We start from the raw sequence: 18,101 nt of genomic DNA, 5'->3' as shown, positions 1-18,101 counted from the left end.
ACTGGCTAAGTGACGCTTAAGAATAAAGAGGCCCAGTGCCTCTTTAATTTATCCAACAAATACACGTATCTATCCCTACACAATCCTTACATTACCCATTCCAAATCAATAAACATGATAAACGCACGCGAAAATGTACATTTATTGAACAAACGAATTAAATACATAAAAAGAATAAGAAAATAAAATATTTATTCATTAATTTCTACAAACCCCGTCATAACCATAAAATAAAACCTTTTATTAACTATTTTTTTATTATTAGTCATAAAAAATAACATATGCACGTCACATTTTGCTCTTAATGTAACGATTATGACTTTCGTTATTATTATTTGTTATTTATTATTTCCAATAATATTTTGAATAAAAAAATTTTTTGTCATTAAATGAAATACAATATTAGTTACCTCGGTCTTGCTACTTAAGAGTCGATGTGATTCTCATTTAATAAGGACATACCTTGCGTATATTAACCAAAAAAACATTTTCATTGTGGGTCAAACCGGTACTGTGGTTGCAAAAACGCCATTTCGGCAAAATACTCAATCCAGCTAAATTATGGGGACGAAAACCTGTACTTTTTTGGTTAGTGGCTTTGTTCTTTGGTTATCTTGATCGTAAAAAATCCCCCATTGATGCCGTTATGCGATCGTTAGTCTGCGTCCGCGTATCACAACTTAATAACTGCGCTTTTTGTGTTGATGCTAATGGAATGAAATTAGCCGAACGCTGTCATTCATTAGAAAAAATTAAAGCACTAGCCCATTGGCAAACTTCTGAACATTTTTCAGAACAAGAACAAGCGGTATTGACGTATACAGAAGCAATGACCCTTAGTGACCAACAAGTCAGTGATGAAATGCTAGCAACACTCGCAACGTGGTATAGCAGTGATGATATTATTGAAATAACTGCATTAGTCAGTTTTCAAAATTTATCGGCTAAATTTAATACTGCGCTTGATGTACCAGCTCAAGGGTTTTGCTCATTACCGATTCAACCCCAATCAACATCAAATTCACCGCAGAATATAACGGCTCAAGCCTCTTCTACTGCAGATAATAAAGAATAATTAAGGAGCAATAATGAAACGGAATAAAATATTATTACTTACTGTTATCTTGGCAATTATTGGCACTTGGTTCTATTTCGATCTTGGTCAATTTCTTACACTGGACGCTGCGAAGCAAGAGCAATTAACGCTACAGCATCATATCCTTGAAAATCCAATTACGGCTTATATCAGCTTTTTTAGTTTATATATTTTAGTCACTGCCCTCTCAATTCCTGGCGCGTCGATATTAACCTTATTAGGTGCTGCATTATTTGGTTTTTGGGCAAGCCTGATTATGGTGTCTTTTGCCAGTACAATTGGTGCAACGCTAGCATTTCTTTCTAGTCGTTTTATATTACGTGACTGGGTACAAACAAAATTTGGTAATCGCTTAACCACACTCAATAATGGGATTGAGAAAGAAGGAGGCTTTTATCTACTGAGCTTACGTTTAATTCCGGTTTTTCCTTTTTTCCTTATTAATCTTTTAATGGGCTTAACCATAATTAAAACCCGTACTTTTTTCTGGGTCAGCCAATTAGGCATGCTTGCAGGTACTGCGGTTTATATTAATGCAGGTACTCAACTTGGGAAAATAGACTCACTCAGTGGTATAGTTTCAGTTCCCGTTTTATTTTCTTTAGTTCTACTCGGCCTCTTCCCATTACTTACAAAATGGATAATGAAAACAATGACAATGAAAAAACAATACAAACAATGGCAAAAACCCGCTCGCTTTGATCAAAATCTAGTTGTCATTGGGGCTGGTTCAGGTGGTTTAGTTAGTGCGTATATTGCCGCAGCAGTAAAAGCAGAAGTCACTCTTATTGAACGTCATAAAATGGGTGGCGATTGTTTAAATACCGGTTGTGTGCCTTCAAAAGCACTTATTCGTGCAGCACATACTGCCGCAGATATTAAAAATGCATCAACGCTTGGTATCGATGCTCAAATTAATCACATCGATTTTGCTCAAGTGATGGAACGTATCCATAATGTTATCGCAAAAATTGAACCCCATGACTCCATCGAACGTTACAGTCAATTAGGTGTCAACTGTGTTACAGGTGATGCAACTATCCTATCGCCATGGGAAGTTGAAGTGAATGGCACTCGCATTACAACCCGTAATATTGTGATTGCAACTGGTGCGCGTCCATTAGTGCCAGCGATCCCTGGCTTAGATACGGTTAATTACTTAACGTCTGATACTGTATGGCAATTAACCGCCCTACCAAAACGATTACTTATTCTTGGTGGTGGTCCTATTGGCTGTGAATTAGCCCAAAGTTTCTGTCGATTAGGTGCTGAAGTCACGATTGTTGAACGATCACCCCAACTACTAAACCGTGAAGATCGCGATGCGGCTCAGTTAGTTGAGCAATCTCTTACTCACGATGGTGTAAATATTTTACTGCAACATAATGCTGTCCAATTTGAATCTACTCTTGATGACAATGGTCAGCCTATCCAACGTGTTGTTGTTGAACATGACAACCAACAAGTTAGCATAGAATTTGATGCCGTAATGGTCGCGTTAGGGCGAGTTGCGAATGTACAAGGCTTTGGTTTAGAAGAACTCGGCATTACCACAACAGAGCGTGGCACTGTCGCTGTTAACCAATACCTACAAACTCAATATCCTAATATTTATGCTGTTGGTGATGTTGCAGGTCCTTATCAACTAACCCACGTTGCCGCTCACCAAGCATGGTATGCCGCAGTCAATAGCTTATTTGGGGCAGTTAAAAAATTCAAAGTCGATTATTCCGTGATCCCTGCAGTGACTTACACCGCACCTGAATTAGCACGGGTCGGCATTAATGAAAAAGAAGCCCAAGCACAAGGTATCGACTATGAAGTTACCCGTTATGGATTGGATGATTTAGATCGTGCGATTGCCGATGGTTATGATGAAGGTTTTATTAAAATATTAACCCCTAAAGGTAGCGATAAAATTCTTGGTGCAACCATTGTAGGTCATCATGCTGGTGATTTATTAGCAGAATTTACTTTAGCGATGCGTCATAATTTAGGTCTAAACAAAATCTTAGACACTATTCACCCTTATCCAACCATGAGCGAAGGCGCAAAATACACCGCCGGCGTATGGAAAAAAGCCCATGCTCCTCAAAAACTGCTAGCTTGGGTAAAAAAATATCATCAGTGGATGCGTAGCTAATAATGACGCCAATAAGGACATCAATTGTGATAACAGCATTGTCTACTTTAAAAAAACTAACGTTAACCGCTGCATTGGTCATCAGTAGTGTAGCGGCACACGCAAGCGAACAGCATAAAAACGTTAATATTATGCCAACGTGGCAACAAACCCTCACCCAAGCTAAAGGTGAAACCGTCTATTTTAATGCTTGGGGGGGCAGCCAAGAAATTAATGATTATCTGCTATGGGCAAATACTCAGTTACAACATCGTTATGGTGTTACATTAAAACAAGTAAAAGTAACCGACATTGCTGAAACCACGCAGCGTTTACTGGCTGAAAAAACCGCAGGTAAAAACGACCATGGTAGCGTTGATATGGTCTGGATCAATGGCGAAAACTTTCGTTCAATGAAGCAGAATGGGTTGTTATTCGGCCCATTTACACATCAACTTCCTAACTGGAAATATGTTGATAAGTCATTACCTATTAATAATGATTTTTCAGAGCCAACCCAAGGGCTAGAAGCCCCGTGGGGTGTTGGTCAACTGGTCTTTATTTACGATCCAGAAACATTAAAAAACCCACCTAAAAGCTTTAAGGCATTATTAACGTTAGCTCAACAACATCCAGGGAAAATTAGCTACCCTAAACCACCCGAGTTTCATGGAACTGGTTTTTTAAAAGCCGCATTATTAGAGCTAACTACTGATAAAAAAGCGTTGTATCAACCCTTGCAGTTACCGAAAGATCAAGCGCTGTTTGATCGTGTAACGGCACCATTGTGGCACTATCTGGATCAACTCCATAAGGTTGCATGGCATCAAGGTAAGCAATTCCCAGCAGGTACCGCAGAAACAGTGCAATTACTTGATGATCAGCAATTACTATTAGCCATTACGTTCAACCCGAACGCTGCCGCAGCAGCCATTGCTAATGGTAATTTAACTGATAAAGCAAAAACTTATGCCTTTAGTGCTGGCGCATTAACCAATATCCACTTTCTTGCGATTCCGTGGAACGCAAATGCCAAAGCGGGTGCATTAGTGGCAATTAATTTCTTATTAAGCCCTGAAGCACAAGCACGTAAAGCGGATACTACTGTGTGGGGTGATCCAACAATCTTAAGCCCACAGGCTTTTAAACAACTGCCAGCAACGTATAACAAACCAAGCTTTACACCATATCCTTCTATTTCCGAGCCAAATCCCACCTGGCTAGCGGCAATTGAACATCAATGGCAACTAAGATATGGCAACTAAAATACAGTAACTAACCCACTGTTATAGTTATTATAACTTAAGCTAACTTGCATTATGATAGCAAGTTAGCTTTCCTTATTAATGTTTATTTGAGCCTTATGTTAGCCATTATATTTGTTGTCACATTATTGCTATTTGCAAGTCCATTAATCATTGGCTTTCTTGGCATGCTTGCCCCTGCTTTTGCATGGCTACCCGCATTAAACATGCATCAACCATCACTATTAGGTTGGCAGCAACTCTTTGCTTGGCCTGATCTTAGTGATTCAATTGCTTTAACACTACTATCAGGGTTAGGCAGTACGCTACTTGCTTTATGGTGGTGCTATTTAATACTTCGTCGCTATTGGCTCAGCCCTAAGTGGCATAAAATTGAACGCTTGTTAGCACCGTTACTCGCTTTCCCTCATATTGCATTCGTACTTGGTTTTAGTTTGATGTTTTCATCAACGGGTTGGTTAGCACGTATTTGGCACCATTTAGGACTCACAGATACACTGTTCCCTGATCTCATTCATGACCATTTTGGTTTAGGATTATTGTTCGCATTAGCTATTAAAGAAACGCCTTTCTTATTATTAATGAGTATTAGTATTCTTAAACAGCTTGATATAAAACGTCTTTATCAAGTCTCAATCAGCCTTGGCTATAATCATAAACAAACATGGTATATGGTTATTTTACCACTATGGTTGCCGAAGTTACGTTTGGCAATTTTTGCCGTAGCCGGTTATGGTTTAGCGGTTGTTGATGTTGCTTTGATTATTGGTCCTACACATCCCAGCACATTATCAATGTTAATTTGGCAATGGTTTACAGATGGCGACTTAACGCAATTACCACGCGCGGCAGCAGGCGCATTTCTATTATTTGGAATTGTAATTATCACCTTTGGATTATTACGTTTAGCCGAATGGTGGCGACTGTCATACGCTACATCATGGCAATATCGTGGGGCGATTCAACAACGCGTACATCGTATACCATCCCCTATTGCTGCTTTTTTTAGCCATAGTTTATTATTACTACCATTAATTATGCTGCCTATTTTAGCTGTATGGTCGTTTGCATTACGGTGGCGCTTTCCTGATTTATTGCCAAGCCGCTATAGTGGTCGCTTTTGGCAACAACAACTTGAGCCATTACAGCAACTCATCAGTAACAGTGTTGCCTTGGCCCTAATCAGCAGTATTTGTGCATTAATTATGGTGATAATTTGTCTTGAATACCGTCAAAAATATCAACACGGTATTCCAACAATGCTAATTGCCGTACCGATGATAGCGCCGCAGTTATCATTATTATTTGGTATGCAAACAGCCGTTTCTTTTGTGGCTGGACAACATTTTTGGTTATGGGTAAATTGGAGTCATTGGTTGTATGTTTTCCCGTATATTTATCTTACCTTAGATGGTCCATGGCGTAGTTATGATCAACGGTTAGATCAAACAGCACGGAGTCTAGGATTAAATGACTGGCAAACATGGTGGCGGGTTAAATTTCCACAGCTTAAACCCGCATTATGGTTAGCCTTTGCAGTGGGGTGCAGCGTAAGTTTGTCACAATACCTACCAACACAAATGCTAGGTGCGGGTCGCGTATCAACCTTAACCACAGAAGCGGTAACGCTTGCCAGTGGTCAAGATCGCCGTATTAGTGCCATTTATGGCTTATTACAGGGATTATTACCTTTAGTCTTTTTTACTATCGCGATGGTCTTTGCACAACGCAAAACATCTCAAGCTCACACCACAAGGTAATATTATGACCCTTTCTGTTTCACAGTTAACCTTACGTCATCGCAATAATGATTTGATTGTAGGACCATTAACGTTTGAGGTTAAAGCGGGTAAAATAATGACGCTTATGGGTCCGAGTGGCTGTGGTAAATCAACCATTCTTAGTGCTATTGCTGGTCATTTAACCCCTGATTTCACAACGACAGGTGAGATACAGCTCAATGATCAATCTATAACCTCATTAGCCCCTAACATGCGTCATGTTGGGATTGTTTTTCAAGATGATTTACTGTTCCCTCATCTTAATATCTGGCAAAATCTTGTATTTGGATTGCCTCAAAATATAAAAGGAAGCCAACGTAAACAGCAAGCATTAGCCACCTTAGATGAGTTAGGGTTACTGCATTTACAACACCAACAAGCCAATGAAATATCAGGGGGACAACGTGCAAGAATCAGCATGATGCGACTCTTATTATCACAACCACAAGCAATATTACTTGATGAACCCTTTAGTAAATTGGATAAAACATTACGATCTTCATTTCGTCAGTTTGTATTTGATCAAATTAAACAACGTAATATCCCCGCGTTAATGGTTACTCATGACGATGATGATATTCCAACTAATGGCGATGTCTTACATTGGCCTTGGCAATAAAAATAATAAAACAGGAAGTACCATGCTCGACCGTTACAGTATTACTCTTATTCGTCAGCCACTAGCGAAACTAGCGGCATTACCTGATAATTATGGTATCAGTGCTAATCAAATCACCCTTTTCGGCTTTGTGCTTGGTCTGTTTACACTCCCTGCGTTAGCCTTTGAACATTATAGCTTAGCCTTATTCTTTATTATTATTAATCGATTATTTGATGGACTAGATGGCGCAGTCGCACGCCGACAAGGTATTACCGATTGTGGTGGATTCCTTGATATTACCTTAGACTTTCTATTTTATTCTTTAATTCCGTTTGGCTTTGTATTGGCAGATCCACAACAAAATGCAATTGCGGGTGCATTCTTGATTTTTTCTTTTATTGGAACGGGTTCAAGCTTTCTAGCATTTGCAATCATGGCGGGTAAACGTAATATTGAAAGCCCAGTGTATAAACAAAAATCTTTGTATTACATTGGAGGTCTTACTGAAGGCACTGAAACTATTGCTTGTTTTGTATTATTTTGCCTTTTACCACAATATTTTGACGTTATTGCGTGGATTTTTGGTTCCTTATGTTGGATCACCACTGCGACTCGCATCTGGGCTGGTTATCACACCCTAAAAAATTAAATTAATGCGGCTGGATGTAAATATCACATCTACATCCAGCAACCTCTTTTCACAAAATAAACTGCGAATCAACGTACCCATTGACGATGTAGCTGTTCGCTATCACCTAGATAGTCTAACAACCAACTTACTGCCGGGTTCATGGTTTCAGTATTCCATGCTAAACAACAAGGGCTCACTGACGGTTTAATCGCTAACTCTTTTTCAATTAGCTCTCCCGTTTCAATTAAGGGAATGGCCATATGACTTGGCACGACACTCACGCCTAATCCTGCTTTTAAACACTGCATGGCACTGTACCAATTCGGGACTAATATTCGACGTTGGTTATCCATTAACCACGTAATACGTTTAGGTAACGTGCGAGAGGTATCTTCTAAGCAAACAGCGGGATATTGCGCTAACTCATGCGGCTCTAATGGATGATCACAAGTCGCTAACGGATGCTGAGGATCAATCACAAATTTCCATGTTAATGTTCCCATATCTCGATAATCAAAACTGCCACCAACGGGTACAGCCGCTGTTGCACCGATAGCAATATCAGCTCGTCCATCAGCGAGCGCATCCCATACACCATTAAATACTTCCATCGTCAAATGTAATTCCACATCAGGAAAGTGTTCATAAAAATCTTTTACCAGCATATTTACTCGACTTTGGCGTACCACAGTATCTAATGCAACCGACACATTTTGCGACCAACCATTCGCTACTCGCTGAGTTTGATATTTCATTAATTGCATTTGTTTGATTATTTTGCGGGATTCTTCAACAAAATACTCCCCTGCTGGCGTTAGTTTAACCTGTCGATGTAATCGAACAAATAATTCGACAGCTAAACGCTCTTCTATCAATCTAACGGTATAACTAATAGCACTAGGTACTTTATGCAGCTCTTCTGCTGCTCCTGAAAAGCTGCCACGACGGGCGACGACGTCAATAACTTGGAGATCATTATAGGAAAACATATCACATCAAATTTTTTGAAAGCATGGTTGAAATTTTAGCGTTTCACAGCGATTAAAACCAGTATTACACTAGTATCAATTGTAATATTGACTAAAAGTATAAAATGAAAAATCAACCTTCTAAAATTACCCTATTCTGGTTTGCATGTTTAAGTATGCTGGGATTCCTTGCTACCGATATGTATTTACCCTCATTTGAGACACTTCGTGCCGACTTTGCAACAACCCAATCTCTTATCGGCCTTTCTCTTAGTGTGTTCTTACTTGGTATGGCGTTAGGACAAATTGTTTATGGTCCACTCTCTGATCGAGTAGGACGCATTAAAGTGCTTGTTGGCGGCATGGTGCTATTCAGCCTTGCTTCTATTGCATGTTCATTTGCACCAAATATTGAAGTCTTCCTTGCTGCTCGTTTTGTACAGGCATTAGGCGCATGTAGTGCTACAGTTATCTGGCAAGCGGTTGTGGTTGACCGTTATGACGGTAAAGTTTCTGAGCGTGTATTCGCAACAATCATGCCTTTAGTCGCACTGTCTCCTGCTTTAGCACCGTTATTAGGTGCAATGCTTGAGCATCAATTAGGCTGGCGTAGCATTTTCATCGCATTAGTCGGTTTTGGTGCGGTGTTAGCTATTATGACGCTAAAAGAGCCTGAGAGCGCTAACCTTAGCCAACAACAAGAAAAGTTAACGGTAAAACTGCGTAAGGATTACAGCCAAATTCTAAGCTCAAAGAAATTCTTAGGTAACATGCTAATTTTTGCTGCATGTTCAGCTGCTTTCTTTGCTTACTTAACAGGCTCACCATTTGTTATGTCAGCAATGGGTTATTCAGGTACTGATATTGGTTTAAGCTATGCACCACAAACTGTCGCCTTTATTGTTGGTGGTTACGGCTGCCGCACATTACTGAGTCATTTCGAGAGCAAAAAGTTATTACCCTGGATTTTGGCATTGTTCTTTGCCAGCGTATTAATCATGTTTATTATCTCACTATCAATGACAGTAACCACTATCTGGCCAATTCTTATTCCGTTCTGCTTCCTTGCAGTGGCTAATGGTGCTGTTTACCCATTGGTGATTAGTGCAGCACTCTCTGATTTCAGAAACTGTAGTGCAACCGCGGCAGGTCTACTAAACTTTATGCAAACAATGGTCTGTTTTACTGCAAGTGGCTTAGTATCAGCCTTTGCTGGGTATGGTTTATTAACGGTAACCATTGCGATGTTTATCACTGGCTTTATTGCAATTATCGGTTTCATTTTGGTTACTCAAGCTCGCCACCAGCAACCTGTAATGGCAACCGCTTAACTTTACCTGTTCGTTATAAAAAGCAGCCGTTATGGCTGCTTTTTTTTACCCATATTATCTTGATCTCCACCACCTAACGCCCCCTCCCTTTTTTACAATCTTTGTAATTAATTCTATTTCCTCATTCACTATTACTGCATTAAGTGTGTTTTTCCTCTTTCCAACGTCTATTTATATTCAATAGAATCACGGCAATAAAAGCATAATAATATCACCGACCAACCATTAATCCGCTTACATAGCGAGTCATGTAGCAATGACTAAATAATCATTTGATAAAAATAACAAATGTATAATTTCAGCTCTCTTTATGCATTCAGTTCACAATAACAGCTCAATGTTTAATGATTGTTAAAAACAAAAGCTCAAACCAAGCAATTTAACCTGTTAAATCATTATAAATTAAACAAATACGCAACATTTTATTTTTTTATACATTTTACTTGCATAAGATATCGTGATGAGTAGTATATAAATTAAGTGACGATTAATGCAGTATTAGAGCATGAGTATTCAAGTAAGTAATATCAATAAATTTTACGGTCAAAACCAAGTACTGCATGATGTCAGCTTTACTTGTAACAATGGCGACACCCTTGTTTTATTAGGTCCAAGTGGCGCAGGAAAAAGCTCACTTCTACGGGTATTAAACCTGTTAGAGAACGCAACCGATGGCGAATTAACGATAGCCAATAATCTATTTAATTTTTCAAAACCTATTTCAGAACAGAAAGGCTTAGCGTTAAGAAAAAAAGTAGGAATGGTATTTCAACAATATAATCTTTGGCCACACAAAACAGTGATTGAAAATTTAACTGAAGCACCAACAAAAGTATTAGGCATAGATAAAGCCATTGCTAAACAACAAGCATTAGATATTCTGACGCAATTGCATCTTGCCGATAAAGCAGACGCATGGCCATTACAACTATCAGGTGGCCAACAACAACGGGTTGCGATTGCTCGTGCATTAATGATGAAACCAGATGTGCTGTTGTTTGATGAACCAACCGCAGCACTTGATCCAGAGATCACCAGTCAAATCGTTAAGATCATCAAAGATCTTAGTGATACAGGAATAACCCAAGTTGTCGTTACCCATGAGGTTGATTTTGCAAAAAAAATTGCAAGTCATATTTTATACATGGAAAACGGTCGAGTCGTTGAACATGGTAGCCATGGTGCTTTTACTGCCCCACAAACAACCCAATTTGCACAATACCTTAATCATTAATAGGTATCTTTTTAAAATCACGTAAATAGATAACTACGTAACACACCCGCATGGAGTATAGCGATGAAAAAAATGTTATTAGCGGCAATAATTGGCTTAGCATCTGGTCATGTCATGGCACAAGATCTTAAATTTGCTACAGAAGCGACTTACGCGCCATTTGAATACATGGATGCTAACAATCAAATTCAAGGCTTTGATATTGATATAGCTAAAGCTTTGTGTTCAGAGATGAAAGCAAACTGCACGTTCCATAACCAAGCATTTGATAGCCTTATTCCGGCACTTAAATTCAAACGTTATGATGCTGCAATTTCAGCAATGGACATCACCGCGGCACGTCAACAACAAGTCACTTTTAGTAATACCTATTATGACAATGCCGCCGCGTTTGTATCATTGAAAGATCACGTTACCAATCAAGCAGCCCTTAACGGTAAGCGTGTTGGCGTACAAAATGGCTCAACGCACCAGAGTTATATTACCGATCAAATGCCGGCAGTAACTGCGGTGCCTTATACCAGTTATCAAGATGCATTTATCGATATGCAAAATGGCCGTATTGATTCTATATTTGGTGATACTGCAGTTGTCGCTGAATGGTTTAAGAAAGGTAACGGCGATAAACTCTCTTATGTCGGTAAGCCTGTCACTAATGCTAAATATTTTGGTAATGGTTTTGGTATTGCTGTAAATAAAAATAACTCGGCATTAGTAGAACAATTAAATAAAGCGCTGGCGGCCATTAAAGCAAATGGTCAGTACCAAGCAATCTTCGAACAGTATTTTGGTAAGTAAGTTATGATATTAACGGGATATTCACAATCCCTGCTAGAAGCTAGCTGGATGACAATCCAGCTTGCTTTTGTCAGTTTAGCGGTAGGGTTAGTTTTAGCGATGTTATTTGCAGGCGGCGAAATGTCACGTTATCGTGCTATCGCGTGGCCAACAACATTTATCGTGACTATCCTCCGTGGTCTGCCTGAACTATTAGTAGTGCTTTTCATTTTTTTTGGTTCGGGCGAAATTATTTTTTACATCACTGGCGAATTTATTGAAATTAGCCCTTTTTTATCAGGTGTTATTGCGCTGTCACTTATTTTTGCTTCTTATGCCGCTCAAACTATACGGGGAGCATTAAAAGCCGTAGCCAAAGGACAGCAAGAAGCAGCAACCGCACTAGGCATCAGTAAACAACGTACTTTTTTCAGTATTATTTTACCGCAAGCAGTACGTCATGCATTACCCGGTTTAACGAATCAATGGTTAGTACTATTAAAAGACACCGCATTGGTTTCATTAATTGGTGTAACTGATTTATTAAAGCAAGCTCAATTAGCATCCGCGGCAACACATGAAAGTTTTACTTGGTATGCCACCGCTGCTGCCGTGTATTTAATTATTACATTGATTACTCAACGTATTATTAAAATAATCGAAAGGAAATTCAGCGAGCAAGATGGCTCTAGCGTCCAAAAACATAAAAGCCAAGGAGCAACCGCATGAATGAACAAAATTTTTGGTTAATGGTGCAAGGTCTTATTACCAGTCTTGAATTAACCGCTGCTTCTTTATTCGTAGGCTGTAGTTTAGCGTTATTCATGACGACAAGTTTAATATTACGTACACCTATTATTCATTGGATCAGTCGTGGTGTTATTACTCTGTTTACGGGAACGCCATTATTAGTACAAATATTTTTAGTCTATTATGGTCCAGGACAATTTGAGATTATTCGTCAGAGTTTTTTATGGGATTGGTTAAGCCAACCATGGTTTTGTGCCATGCTTGCATTAGCGCTAAATACCGCCGCTTATAGTACCCAGTTATTTAAAGGTGCATTTGATGCAATACCTAAAGGTCAATGGCATGCTTGCCGTGCATTAGGCATGAATACCAAAGCAACATTGGGTGTATTACTTCCCTTTGCGATTCGTCGTGCGGTTCCTGCTTATTCAAATGAAGTGATTTTAGTCTTTAAAGGCACATCACTAGCAAGCACAATTACTATTATGGATATTATGGGTTACGCACAACGTATTAATGCACAAACTTATGACACTTTAACCGTGTTTGCTGTTGCAGGGGCGTTCTACCTTACGATCAATGGAATACTCACATTACTGTTTCGAGTATTTGAGAAAAAAGCACTGGCCTTTGAAGCGGTACGTTAATTTTTATTATCACTCTAATTAACAATTTAACGCATTAAAAAGTCGACACTATGTCGGCTTTTTAATAACTAAAAATAATACACTTCATCATGATTTAATGACTTAGTTTAGCGTTAATTTTTAAAACTAATTGTGATTTGGTATTTTTAACAACGTCAATTTTATTCTCTTTAATATGGGAAAATTGCGTTAACAATTGCGTTAACTCATCTTTCATCAATTGCAGATGACGTGACGTTCTATGACGAGTAATTTCACTCACAAGCCTTTCCTTTGCTTGCAATGCTGTTGTTGCTTTCACGGTCTTCTTTGAACGAAAGAAGAAATTCATAGTCAATATCCTTATTTTTTATAAACCCATATAAAATATTAGATTATGGTTACAAATACTACTAAATAGTGAATATTTGTTAACTCGTTATAGTAATAGATACATTATAGAACTGGTTATTATATAAACAAAGGTATCTTATATAAAATAATATTATTAATCATTTATTTAAATACTGACAAACCACACTCACTAAATAATCATTCGTACTTATTTTCAAAACATCCCATTACAGAAACATAACTAAGTAATTGTTTATTAAAAATAACCCAATAAAATGATGAGCAAGTATAGATATGACTATCCATGAAACACCCCCCTTCTATTCCTATTTATAAGAATCTAGTACCTCAAAATCAATCAACCTAATAGTAAAAAACATTTACTCTATCTTTAAAGAGCAACATCAATGACTCCCAATTTTAACCAATAACTATAATGATAAAATTGAGTATCAACTATGAACAACAATTGTTGGTTAGATTCATGATTCCAGTCTACGCATTATTCTTTTCGATAATATCAATAGCAGTAGCCTCCAGTACTAAATCACAATATTCATAATCTCACTCACCCAATAGATAATAATCCCGAATAACGGAATAATATGCAACAATAACGAAACAATTAACGACTAACCGATTGAAACAATGATCAGTTAATCAACATGCTTAAATTTGCACCTGTTATACATATAAGCATGTTTTTTTATTGCTTGTGAGAAATATCTATGTATAGTCAAAGTCTAATCCTTTGAGTAGAGGCGCGCTGCCTAAGAGTATTCGGTTGGAGGGAGATCCCCTATGAGAACCGAAGAAAGGAGTCAGCGCCGAAGTAGTTATTGAGTCATCAATAATCGCTGGTTCTGTATTTAATAAGTACAGAACTGCCATAGTTATGTTGTCTATGGAGCGCTACCCTATAGGGATAAGAAGTATTATTTCTCAAGAAATCTGTTTCTCTATCCTTTCGGTAGATCTCCACCTTATTATAGGTGTTTAAGAGATCCATGAATTTAATCCAATATTCTGATTCACTATTATCAGTAGTCCCTGCACTACTGGCTGTTATCCTTGCAATTACTACCCGTCGCGTCTTGTTGTCTTTAGGCGTGGGTATTCTAGCAGGATCATTCCTTCTAAATAATTACAACCCACTCGCAGCACTACAATATCTTTTACATCAAATTCTTGGCTTAGTTTGGGCTGATGGTGCAATTAATACCAGTAACGTTAACATGCTATTATTTATGTTATTACTGGGTGGTTTGATCAGCTTAATGACCGCAACTGGTGCAACCAAAGCATTTGCTGAATGGGGTGTTCGCCGCTGTAAAGATCGTCGCAGTGCTAATATCTTAACGGGTATGATGGTATTTGCTTTCTTTATTGATGACTTTTTCCATAGCTTATCTGTTGGGCCAATCTGTCGTCCTGTGACAGATCGCTTTCAAATTTCACGCGCCAAATTGGCTTACCTGCTAGATTCAACGGCCGCACCTGTATGTGTTATCACGCCTATTTCATCATGGGGTGCTTATATCATTGCAATCCTTGGTGGCATTTTAGTCTCTAATGATATTACTGATACCAGCCCAATTTCATTGTTCGTACAAATGATTCCAATGAATCTTTATGCTGTATTTACGTTGTTAATGGTACTTGTGGTTATCACATTCCAACTTGATATTGGTCCAATGCGTAAGCACGAAGAGCGCGCACGTAAAGGTCAACTTTGGGATGAATCTAAAGGTCACCCTAAAGGCTTAGAAATCACTACTGAAGGTGAAGGTAATGGCACCATGATTGATATGGTGTTACCTATTCTGACGCTGACGGTTTCTAGTGTTGGCTTTATGATAATGAGTGGCGCTGATGTATTAACCGCTAAAGGTCAAGCATTTAGTCTGATTGGATCGCTAGAGCATACTGATGTTGGTTCATCATTAGTTTATGCTGCCTTATGTAGTCTTGCCGTTTCTATTGTATTAGCACTACGCTTAAAGTTACCACTAAAAACATGGTTAACAGCAGCACCTCAAGGTATTCAAGCAATGATGCCCGCGATTATCATTCTATTATTTGCATGGACAATTGGTACAGTTGTTAGCGACATGCAAACAGGACAATACTTAGCATCATTAACAAAAAATGGTCTACCTGTTGAGCTATTACCCGCGCTCGTTTTCTTACTATCATGTGGGATGTCTTTTGCGACCGGCACCAGCTGGGGTACATTTGGTATCATGCTACCGTTAGCGGGTGATATGGCAATTGCGAGTGACGTGAACTTATTAATGCCTATGCTATCAGCAGTATTAGCAGGTTCCGTATTTGGTGATCACAGTTCACCTATTTCAAGCACCAGTATTTTGTCAGCAACAGGCGCAGGTAGTCATCATATGGATCACGTAATGACTCAGTTACCTTACGCATTAACCGTTGCTTTTGGTGCTTTCCTTGGCTACCTTGCAATGGGTATCACAGGTTCAACCATTATGGGTATCGCTGTCAGCTCAGTATGGTTCGTTGGCTGTTGTGTTTACCATATACGTCAAGATAAAAAACAACAATTAATAACGGCTGCTGATTAAAAACAACCATTATTAACAATAATCCCCGTTCGTTTTCGTGCTTATTTGATTTATTCTAGAGCACTAAACCGCGGGGATTTTTTTGATCAGGAGATAAACAATGGAATATTTACACACAATGGTACGAGTCAGTGATTTAGATGCCTCACTGGACTTCTACTGCAATAAATTAGGGTTAGTTGAAACAAATAGAAAAGATAGCGAACGTGGGCGTTTTACATTAGTATTTTTAGCCGCTCCGGCTCAAGCACAAGCCACCACTCAGACACAATCACCATTATTAGAGTTAACTTATAACTGGGATACAGAAGCTTATAACGGTGGTCGTAATTTCGGTCATCTTGCGTTTCGTGTTGATGACATTTACCAATTGTGCCAACACTTACAAGACAATGGCGTGACGATTAATCGCCCACCCCGTGATGGTCATATGGCATTTATCCGTTCACCTGATGGTATTTCTATTGAATTACTGCAAAAAGGTGAGCCGTTATCCCCTATTGAACCATGGATTTCACAAGTTAATATTGGTGAATGGTAATAGGTAAATCAACGCTGCCACAGGTATATGCTGTATTCCTGTGGCAATCATTCGTTAGCATAACTATCTATAAAACAATTATTCCTAAATTTCCCAATAATTGCTCTTGTTGCCAATCACAAATTTTAACCCCCTCCAAAGAAACTCGACGAACATCAACGTTATCGAGATCAACATGACATAGGTTAGTTTCGTTAAATATCGCTTGTTGCCATTGCTCAGTTGAAAATTCACCACGGCTTAAATCCGAACCTTTAAATGACACGCCAATTAAGTTAGCGCCACGCCAACGGTTTTCAAATAACTCACATTTTTCAAGCATCACACTTTCTAAGTTGGCGTAACTTAAATCACATCCAGAAATAAATGCCGAGCAAAAGAAAGAATTATGCGTAATGTAATTAGCAAATGACGCATAATGAAAATCAGCACCTTTAAGGTTACATTGGTGCAATTCAATACCAAAGCATTGCGCGTTACGAAAATTTGCCATCGCTAAATTACAACCTTTGAAACTGGCGTCCTTTAATTTCGTATAAGCAAAATTGCAACCGTCAGTCTCTCCTGCTTCAATAAAGCTACAATCAATAAAACAAGCATCAGTTAAGTTTGCTCGTGAAAAATCACAGCGATAAAACTGACATTGTTCAAACGTTGCTTCACTTAAATCTTGATGAGAAAAGACGTCACCGTCGAATTGTTTTTTTGCAACATGCATCAATAATCACTCTAATTAATTCTAAAAACAGTCCTATATTAATAACAATAAACCATTAATTACCAGTAAAAACAGTAAACTAATAAGTGTTTTTTCACATTGCCTTAAATAGCCAAATCTGGCGATTGTAAGAGGTATCAGCTTCGTTATTTAAAATAAAAAGTATGAACGTTTATTGTTTTCATTATCGCATTATCATGGCCGTATTAGAGGGCTATAAATAGACATAAAAAAACAGCCACTGGTATTGAGAATTTATCAATATCAGCAGCTGTTTTTTCATTAAAGAATACGATTAAATAATAACCACAACCTATAAATGATTAGGCACATCACAATTTGAAACTGCGCCAACATTCTTATTCACAGAGTCAACAATGTAAGTGTTTTTTAAACTACGGAAGACTTTAGCGGTATAAACGTCATGATTTTCGATTGAAAAGGTAACGTTGTAATTCATACCTGCAACAACTTGTTGAGTAACATGAATAACATTTTTTAGCTGGTGGTCACCTGTAATTTCTTTGACAGCTGCTTGTGCCGCAGCTGTTACTTCAGGTGTTATCTCACCTCGCTGCCAGCCACCAGGAATTGCGTGAGTATAGTCACAACCCGTTTGCATATTTGCCTCGCTAGTCGTTTTAACATCTTGTGCACTACACGCCACTAACGCTAATGAACCCAAAGCAACAACCAGAAGTTTCTTATTCATGAC

The 18,101-nt window shown here is 38.5% G+C and carries 17 protein-coding genes and 1 riboswitch; of the genes, 13 read left to right on the top strand and 4 right to left on the bottom strand.

Annotated features, from left to right (window positions below):
• Positions 1 to 463: 463 nt before the first annotated feature.
• The 6 genes from CIK00_RS11365 to CIK00_RS11340 all read left to right on the top strand — a co-directional run bounded on the left by CIK00_RS11365 (position 464) and on the right by CIK00_RS11340 (position 7,514).
• A complete protein-coding gene (locus tag CIK00_RS11365; protein ID WP_101768972.1) occupies positions 464 to 1,075 on the top strand; it encodes a carboxymuconolactone decarboxylase family protein in 612 nt (203 codons plus the stop codon).
• 13 nt (positions 1,076 to 1,088) lie between these two features.
• A complete protein-coding gene (lpdA, locus tag CIK00_RS11360) occupies positions 1,089 to 3,239 on the top strand; it encodes a dihydrolipoyl dehydrogenase (RefSeq protein ID WP_101768971.1) in 2,151 nt (716 codons plus the stop codon).
• A gap of 131 nt (positions 3,240 to 3,370) precedes the next feature.
• On the top strand, positions 3,371 to 4,483 hold the full coding sequence (locus tag CIK00_RS11355) for an ABC transporter substrate-binding protein (RefSeq protein ID WP_373322846.1): 1,113 nt from the start codon (positions 3,371 to 3,373) through the stop codon (positions 4,481 to 4,483).
• Positions 4,484 to 4,581: 98 nt separating this feature from the next.
• A complete protein-coding gene (locus tag CIK00_RS11350) occupies positions 4,582 to 6,243 on the top strand; it encodes an ABC transporter permease (protein ID WP_101768969.1) in 1,662 nt (553 codons plus the stop codon).
• A 4-nt stretch (positions 6,244 to 6,247) separates the two neighbouring features.
• On the top strand, positions 6,248 to 6,883 hold the full coding sequence (locus tag CIK00_RS11345; RefSeq protein ID WP_101768968.1) for an ATP-binding cassette domain-containing protein: 636 nt from the start codon (positions 6,248 to 6,250) through the stop codon (positions 6,881 to 6,883).
• Positions 6,884 to 6,905: 22 nt separating this feature from the next.
• Positions 6,906 to 7,514, top strand: a complete 609-nt coding sequence (locus CIK00_RS11340) for a CDP-alcohol phosphatidyltransferase family protein (protein WP_101768989.1) — start codon at positions 6,906 to 6,908, stop codon at positions 7,512 to 7,514.
• A gap of 68 nt (positions 7,515 to 7,582) precedes the next feature.
• On the opposite strand, the gene punR is transcribed toward CIK00_RS11340, so the two are convergent.
• Entirely contained in the window at positions 7,583 to 8,485 is a 903-nt protein-coding gene (punR, locus tag CIK00_RS11335) for a DNA-binding transcriptional activator PunR (RefSeq protein WP_101768967.1), read from the bottom strand.
• Positions 8,486 to 8,589: 104 nt separating this feature from the next.
• Between punR and punC the strand changes: the two genes are divergently transcribed.
• The 5 genes from punC (at position 8,590) to artM (ending at position 13,203) form a co-directional block, all read left to right on the top strand.
• Complete coding sequence (gene punC / locus CIK00_RS11330) at positions 8,590 to 9,795, top strand: purine nucleoside transporter PunC (RefSeq protein WP_101768966.1); 1,206 nt, start codon at positions 8,590 to 8,592, stop codon at positions 9,793 to 9,795.
• A gap of 505 nt (positions 9,796 to 10,300) precedes the next feature.
• Positions 10,301 to 11,029: an arginine ABC transporter ATP-binding protein ArtP gene (artP, locus tag CIK00_RS11325; RefSeq protein WP_101768965.1), complete on the top strand. Its 729-nt coding sequence runs from the start codon at positions 10,301 to 10,303 to the stop codon at positions 11,027 to 11,029.
• A 63-nt stretch (positions 11,030 to 11,092) separates the two neighbouring features.
• Positions 11,093 to 11,827: a lysine/arginine/ornithine ABC transporter substrate-binding protein gene (locus CIK00_RS11320; RefSeq protein WP_101768964.1), complete on the top strand. Its 735-nt coding sequence runs from the start codon at positions 11,093 to 11,095 to the stop codon at positions 11,825 to 11,827.
• Between the two features lie 3 nt (positions 11,828 to 11,830).
• The gene (artQ, locus tag CIK00_RS11315) at positions 11,831 to 12,535 is read left to right on the top strand and encodes an arginine ABC transporter permease ArtQ (RefSeq protein WP_101768963.1); all 705 of its coding nucleotides are present in this window, start codon (positions 11,831 to 11,833) and stop codon (positions 12,533 to 12,535) included.
• Positions 12,532 to 13,203 (top strand): arginine ABC transporter permease ArtM, encoded by a 672-nt coding sequence (artM, locus tag CIK00_RS11310; protein WP_101768962.1) that lies wholly within the window; start codon positions 12,532 to 12,534, stop codon positions 13,201 to 13,203. Before artQ ends, artM begins: the two co-directional genes overlap by 4 nt.
• A 94-nt stretch (positions 13,204 to 13,297) precedes the next feature.
• Here artM and CIK00_RS11305 read toward each other — a convergent pair whose 3' ends face one another.
• A complete protein-coding gene (locus CIK00_RS11305; protein ID WP_101768961.1) occupies positions 13,298 to 13,534 on the bottom strand; it encodes a hypothetical protein in 237 nt (78 codons plus the stop codon).
• 750 nt (positions 13,535 to 14,284) lie between these two features.
• A riboswitch (Lysine riboswitch) is annotated at positions 14,285 to 14,459 on the top strand.
• Positions 14,460 to 14,543: 84 nt separating this feature from the next.
• On the opposite strand from CIK00_RS11305, the gene CIK00_RS11300 reads away from it, so the two are divergent.
• Together CIK00_RS11300 and gloA are read left to right on the top strand one after the other, a co-directional pair.
• On the top strand, positions 14,544 to 16,127 hold the full coding sequence (locus CIK00_RS11300; protein WP_101768960.1) for a Na+/H+ antiporter NhaC family protein: 1,584 nt from the start codon (positions 14,544 to 14,546) through the stop codon (positions 16,125 to 16,127).
• Positions 16,128 to 16,227: 100 nt separating this feature from the next.
• A complete protein-coding gene (gene gloA, locus CIK00_RS11295) occupies positions 16,228 to 16,668 on the top strand; it encodes a lactoylglutathione lyase (RefSeq protein WP_101768959.1) in 441 nt (146 codons plus the stop codon).
• Positions 16,669 to 16,735: 67 nt separating this feature from the next.
• Here gloA and CIK00_RS11290 read toward each other — a convergent pair whose 3' ends face one another.
• The gene (locus tag CIK00_RS11290) at positions 16,736 to 17,386 is read right to left on the bottom strand and encodes a Qnr family pentapeptide repeat protein (RefSeq protein WP_101768958.1); all 651 of its coding nucleotides are present in this window, start codon (positions 17,384 to 17,386) and stop codon (positions 16,736 to 16,738) included.
• A gap of 313 nt (positions 17,387 to 17,699) precedes the next feature.
• Positions 17,700 to 18,098 (bottom strand): cystatin domain-containing protein, encoded by a 399-nt coding sequence (locus CIK00_RS11285; RefSeq protein WP_101768957.1) that lies wholly within the window; start codon positions 18,096 to 18,098, stop codon positions 17,700 to 17,702.
• Between the last annotated feature and the right edge of the window lie 3 nt (positions 18,099 to 18,101).

Source organism: Photobacterium carnosum (genome assembly GCF_002849605.1).
Lineage (GTDB): Bacteria > Pseudomonadota > Gammaproteobacteria > Enterobacterales > Vibrionaceae > Photobacterium > Photobacterium carnosum.
The sequence above is the reverse complement of the archived record's forward strand: the minus strand, read 5'-3'. Positions and strand labels throughout refer to the sequence as shown.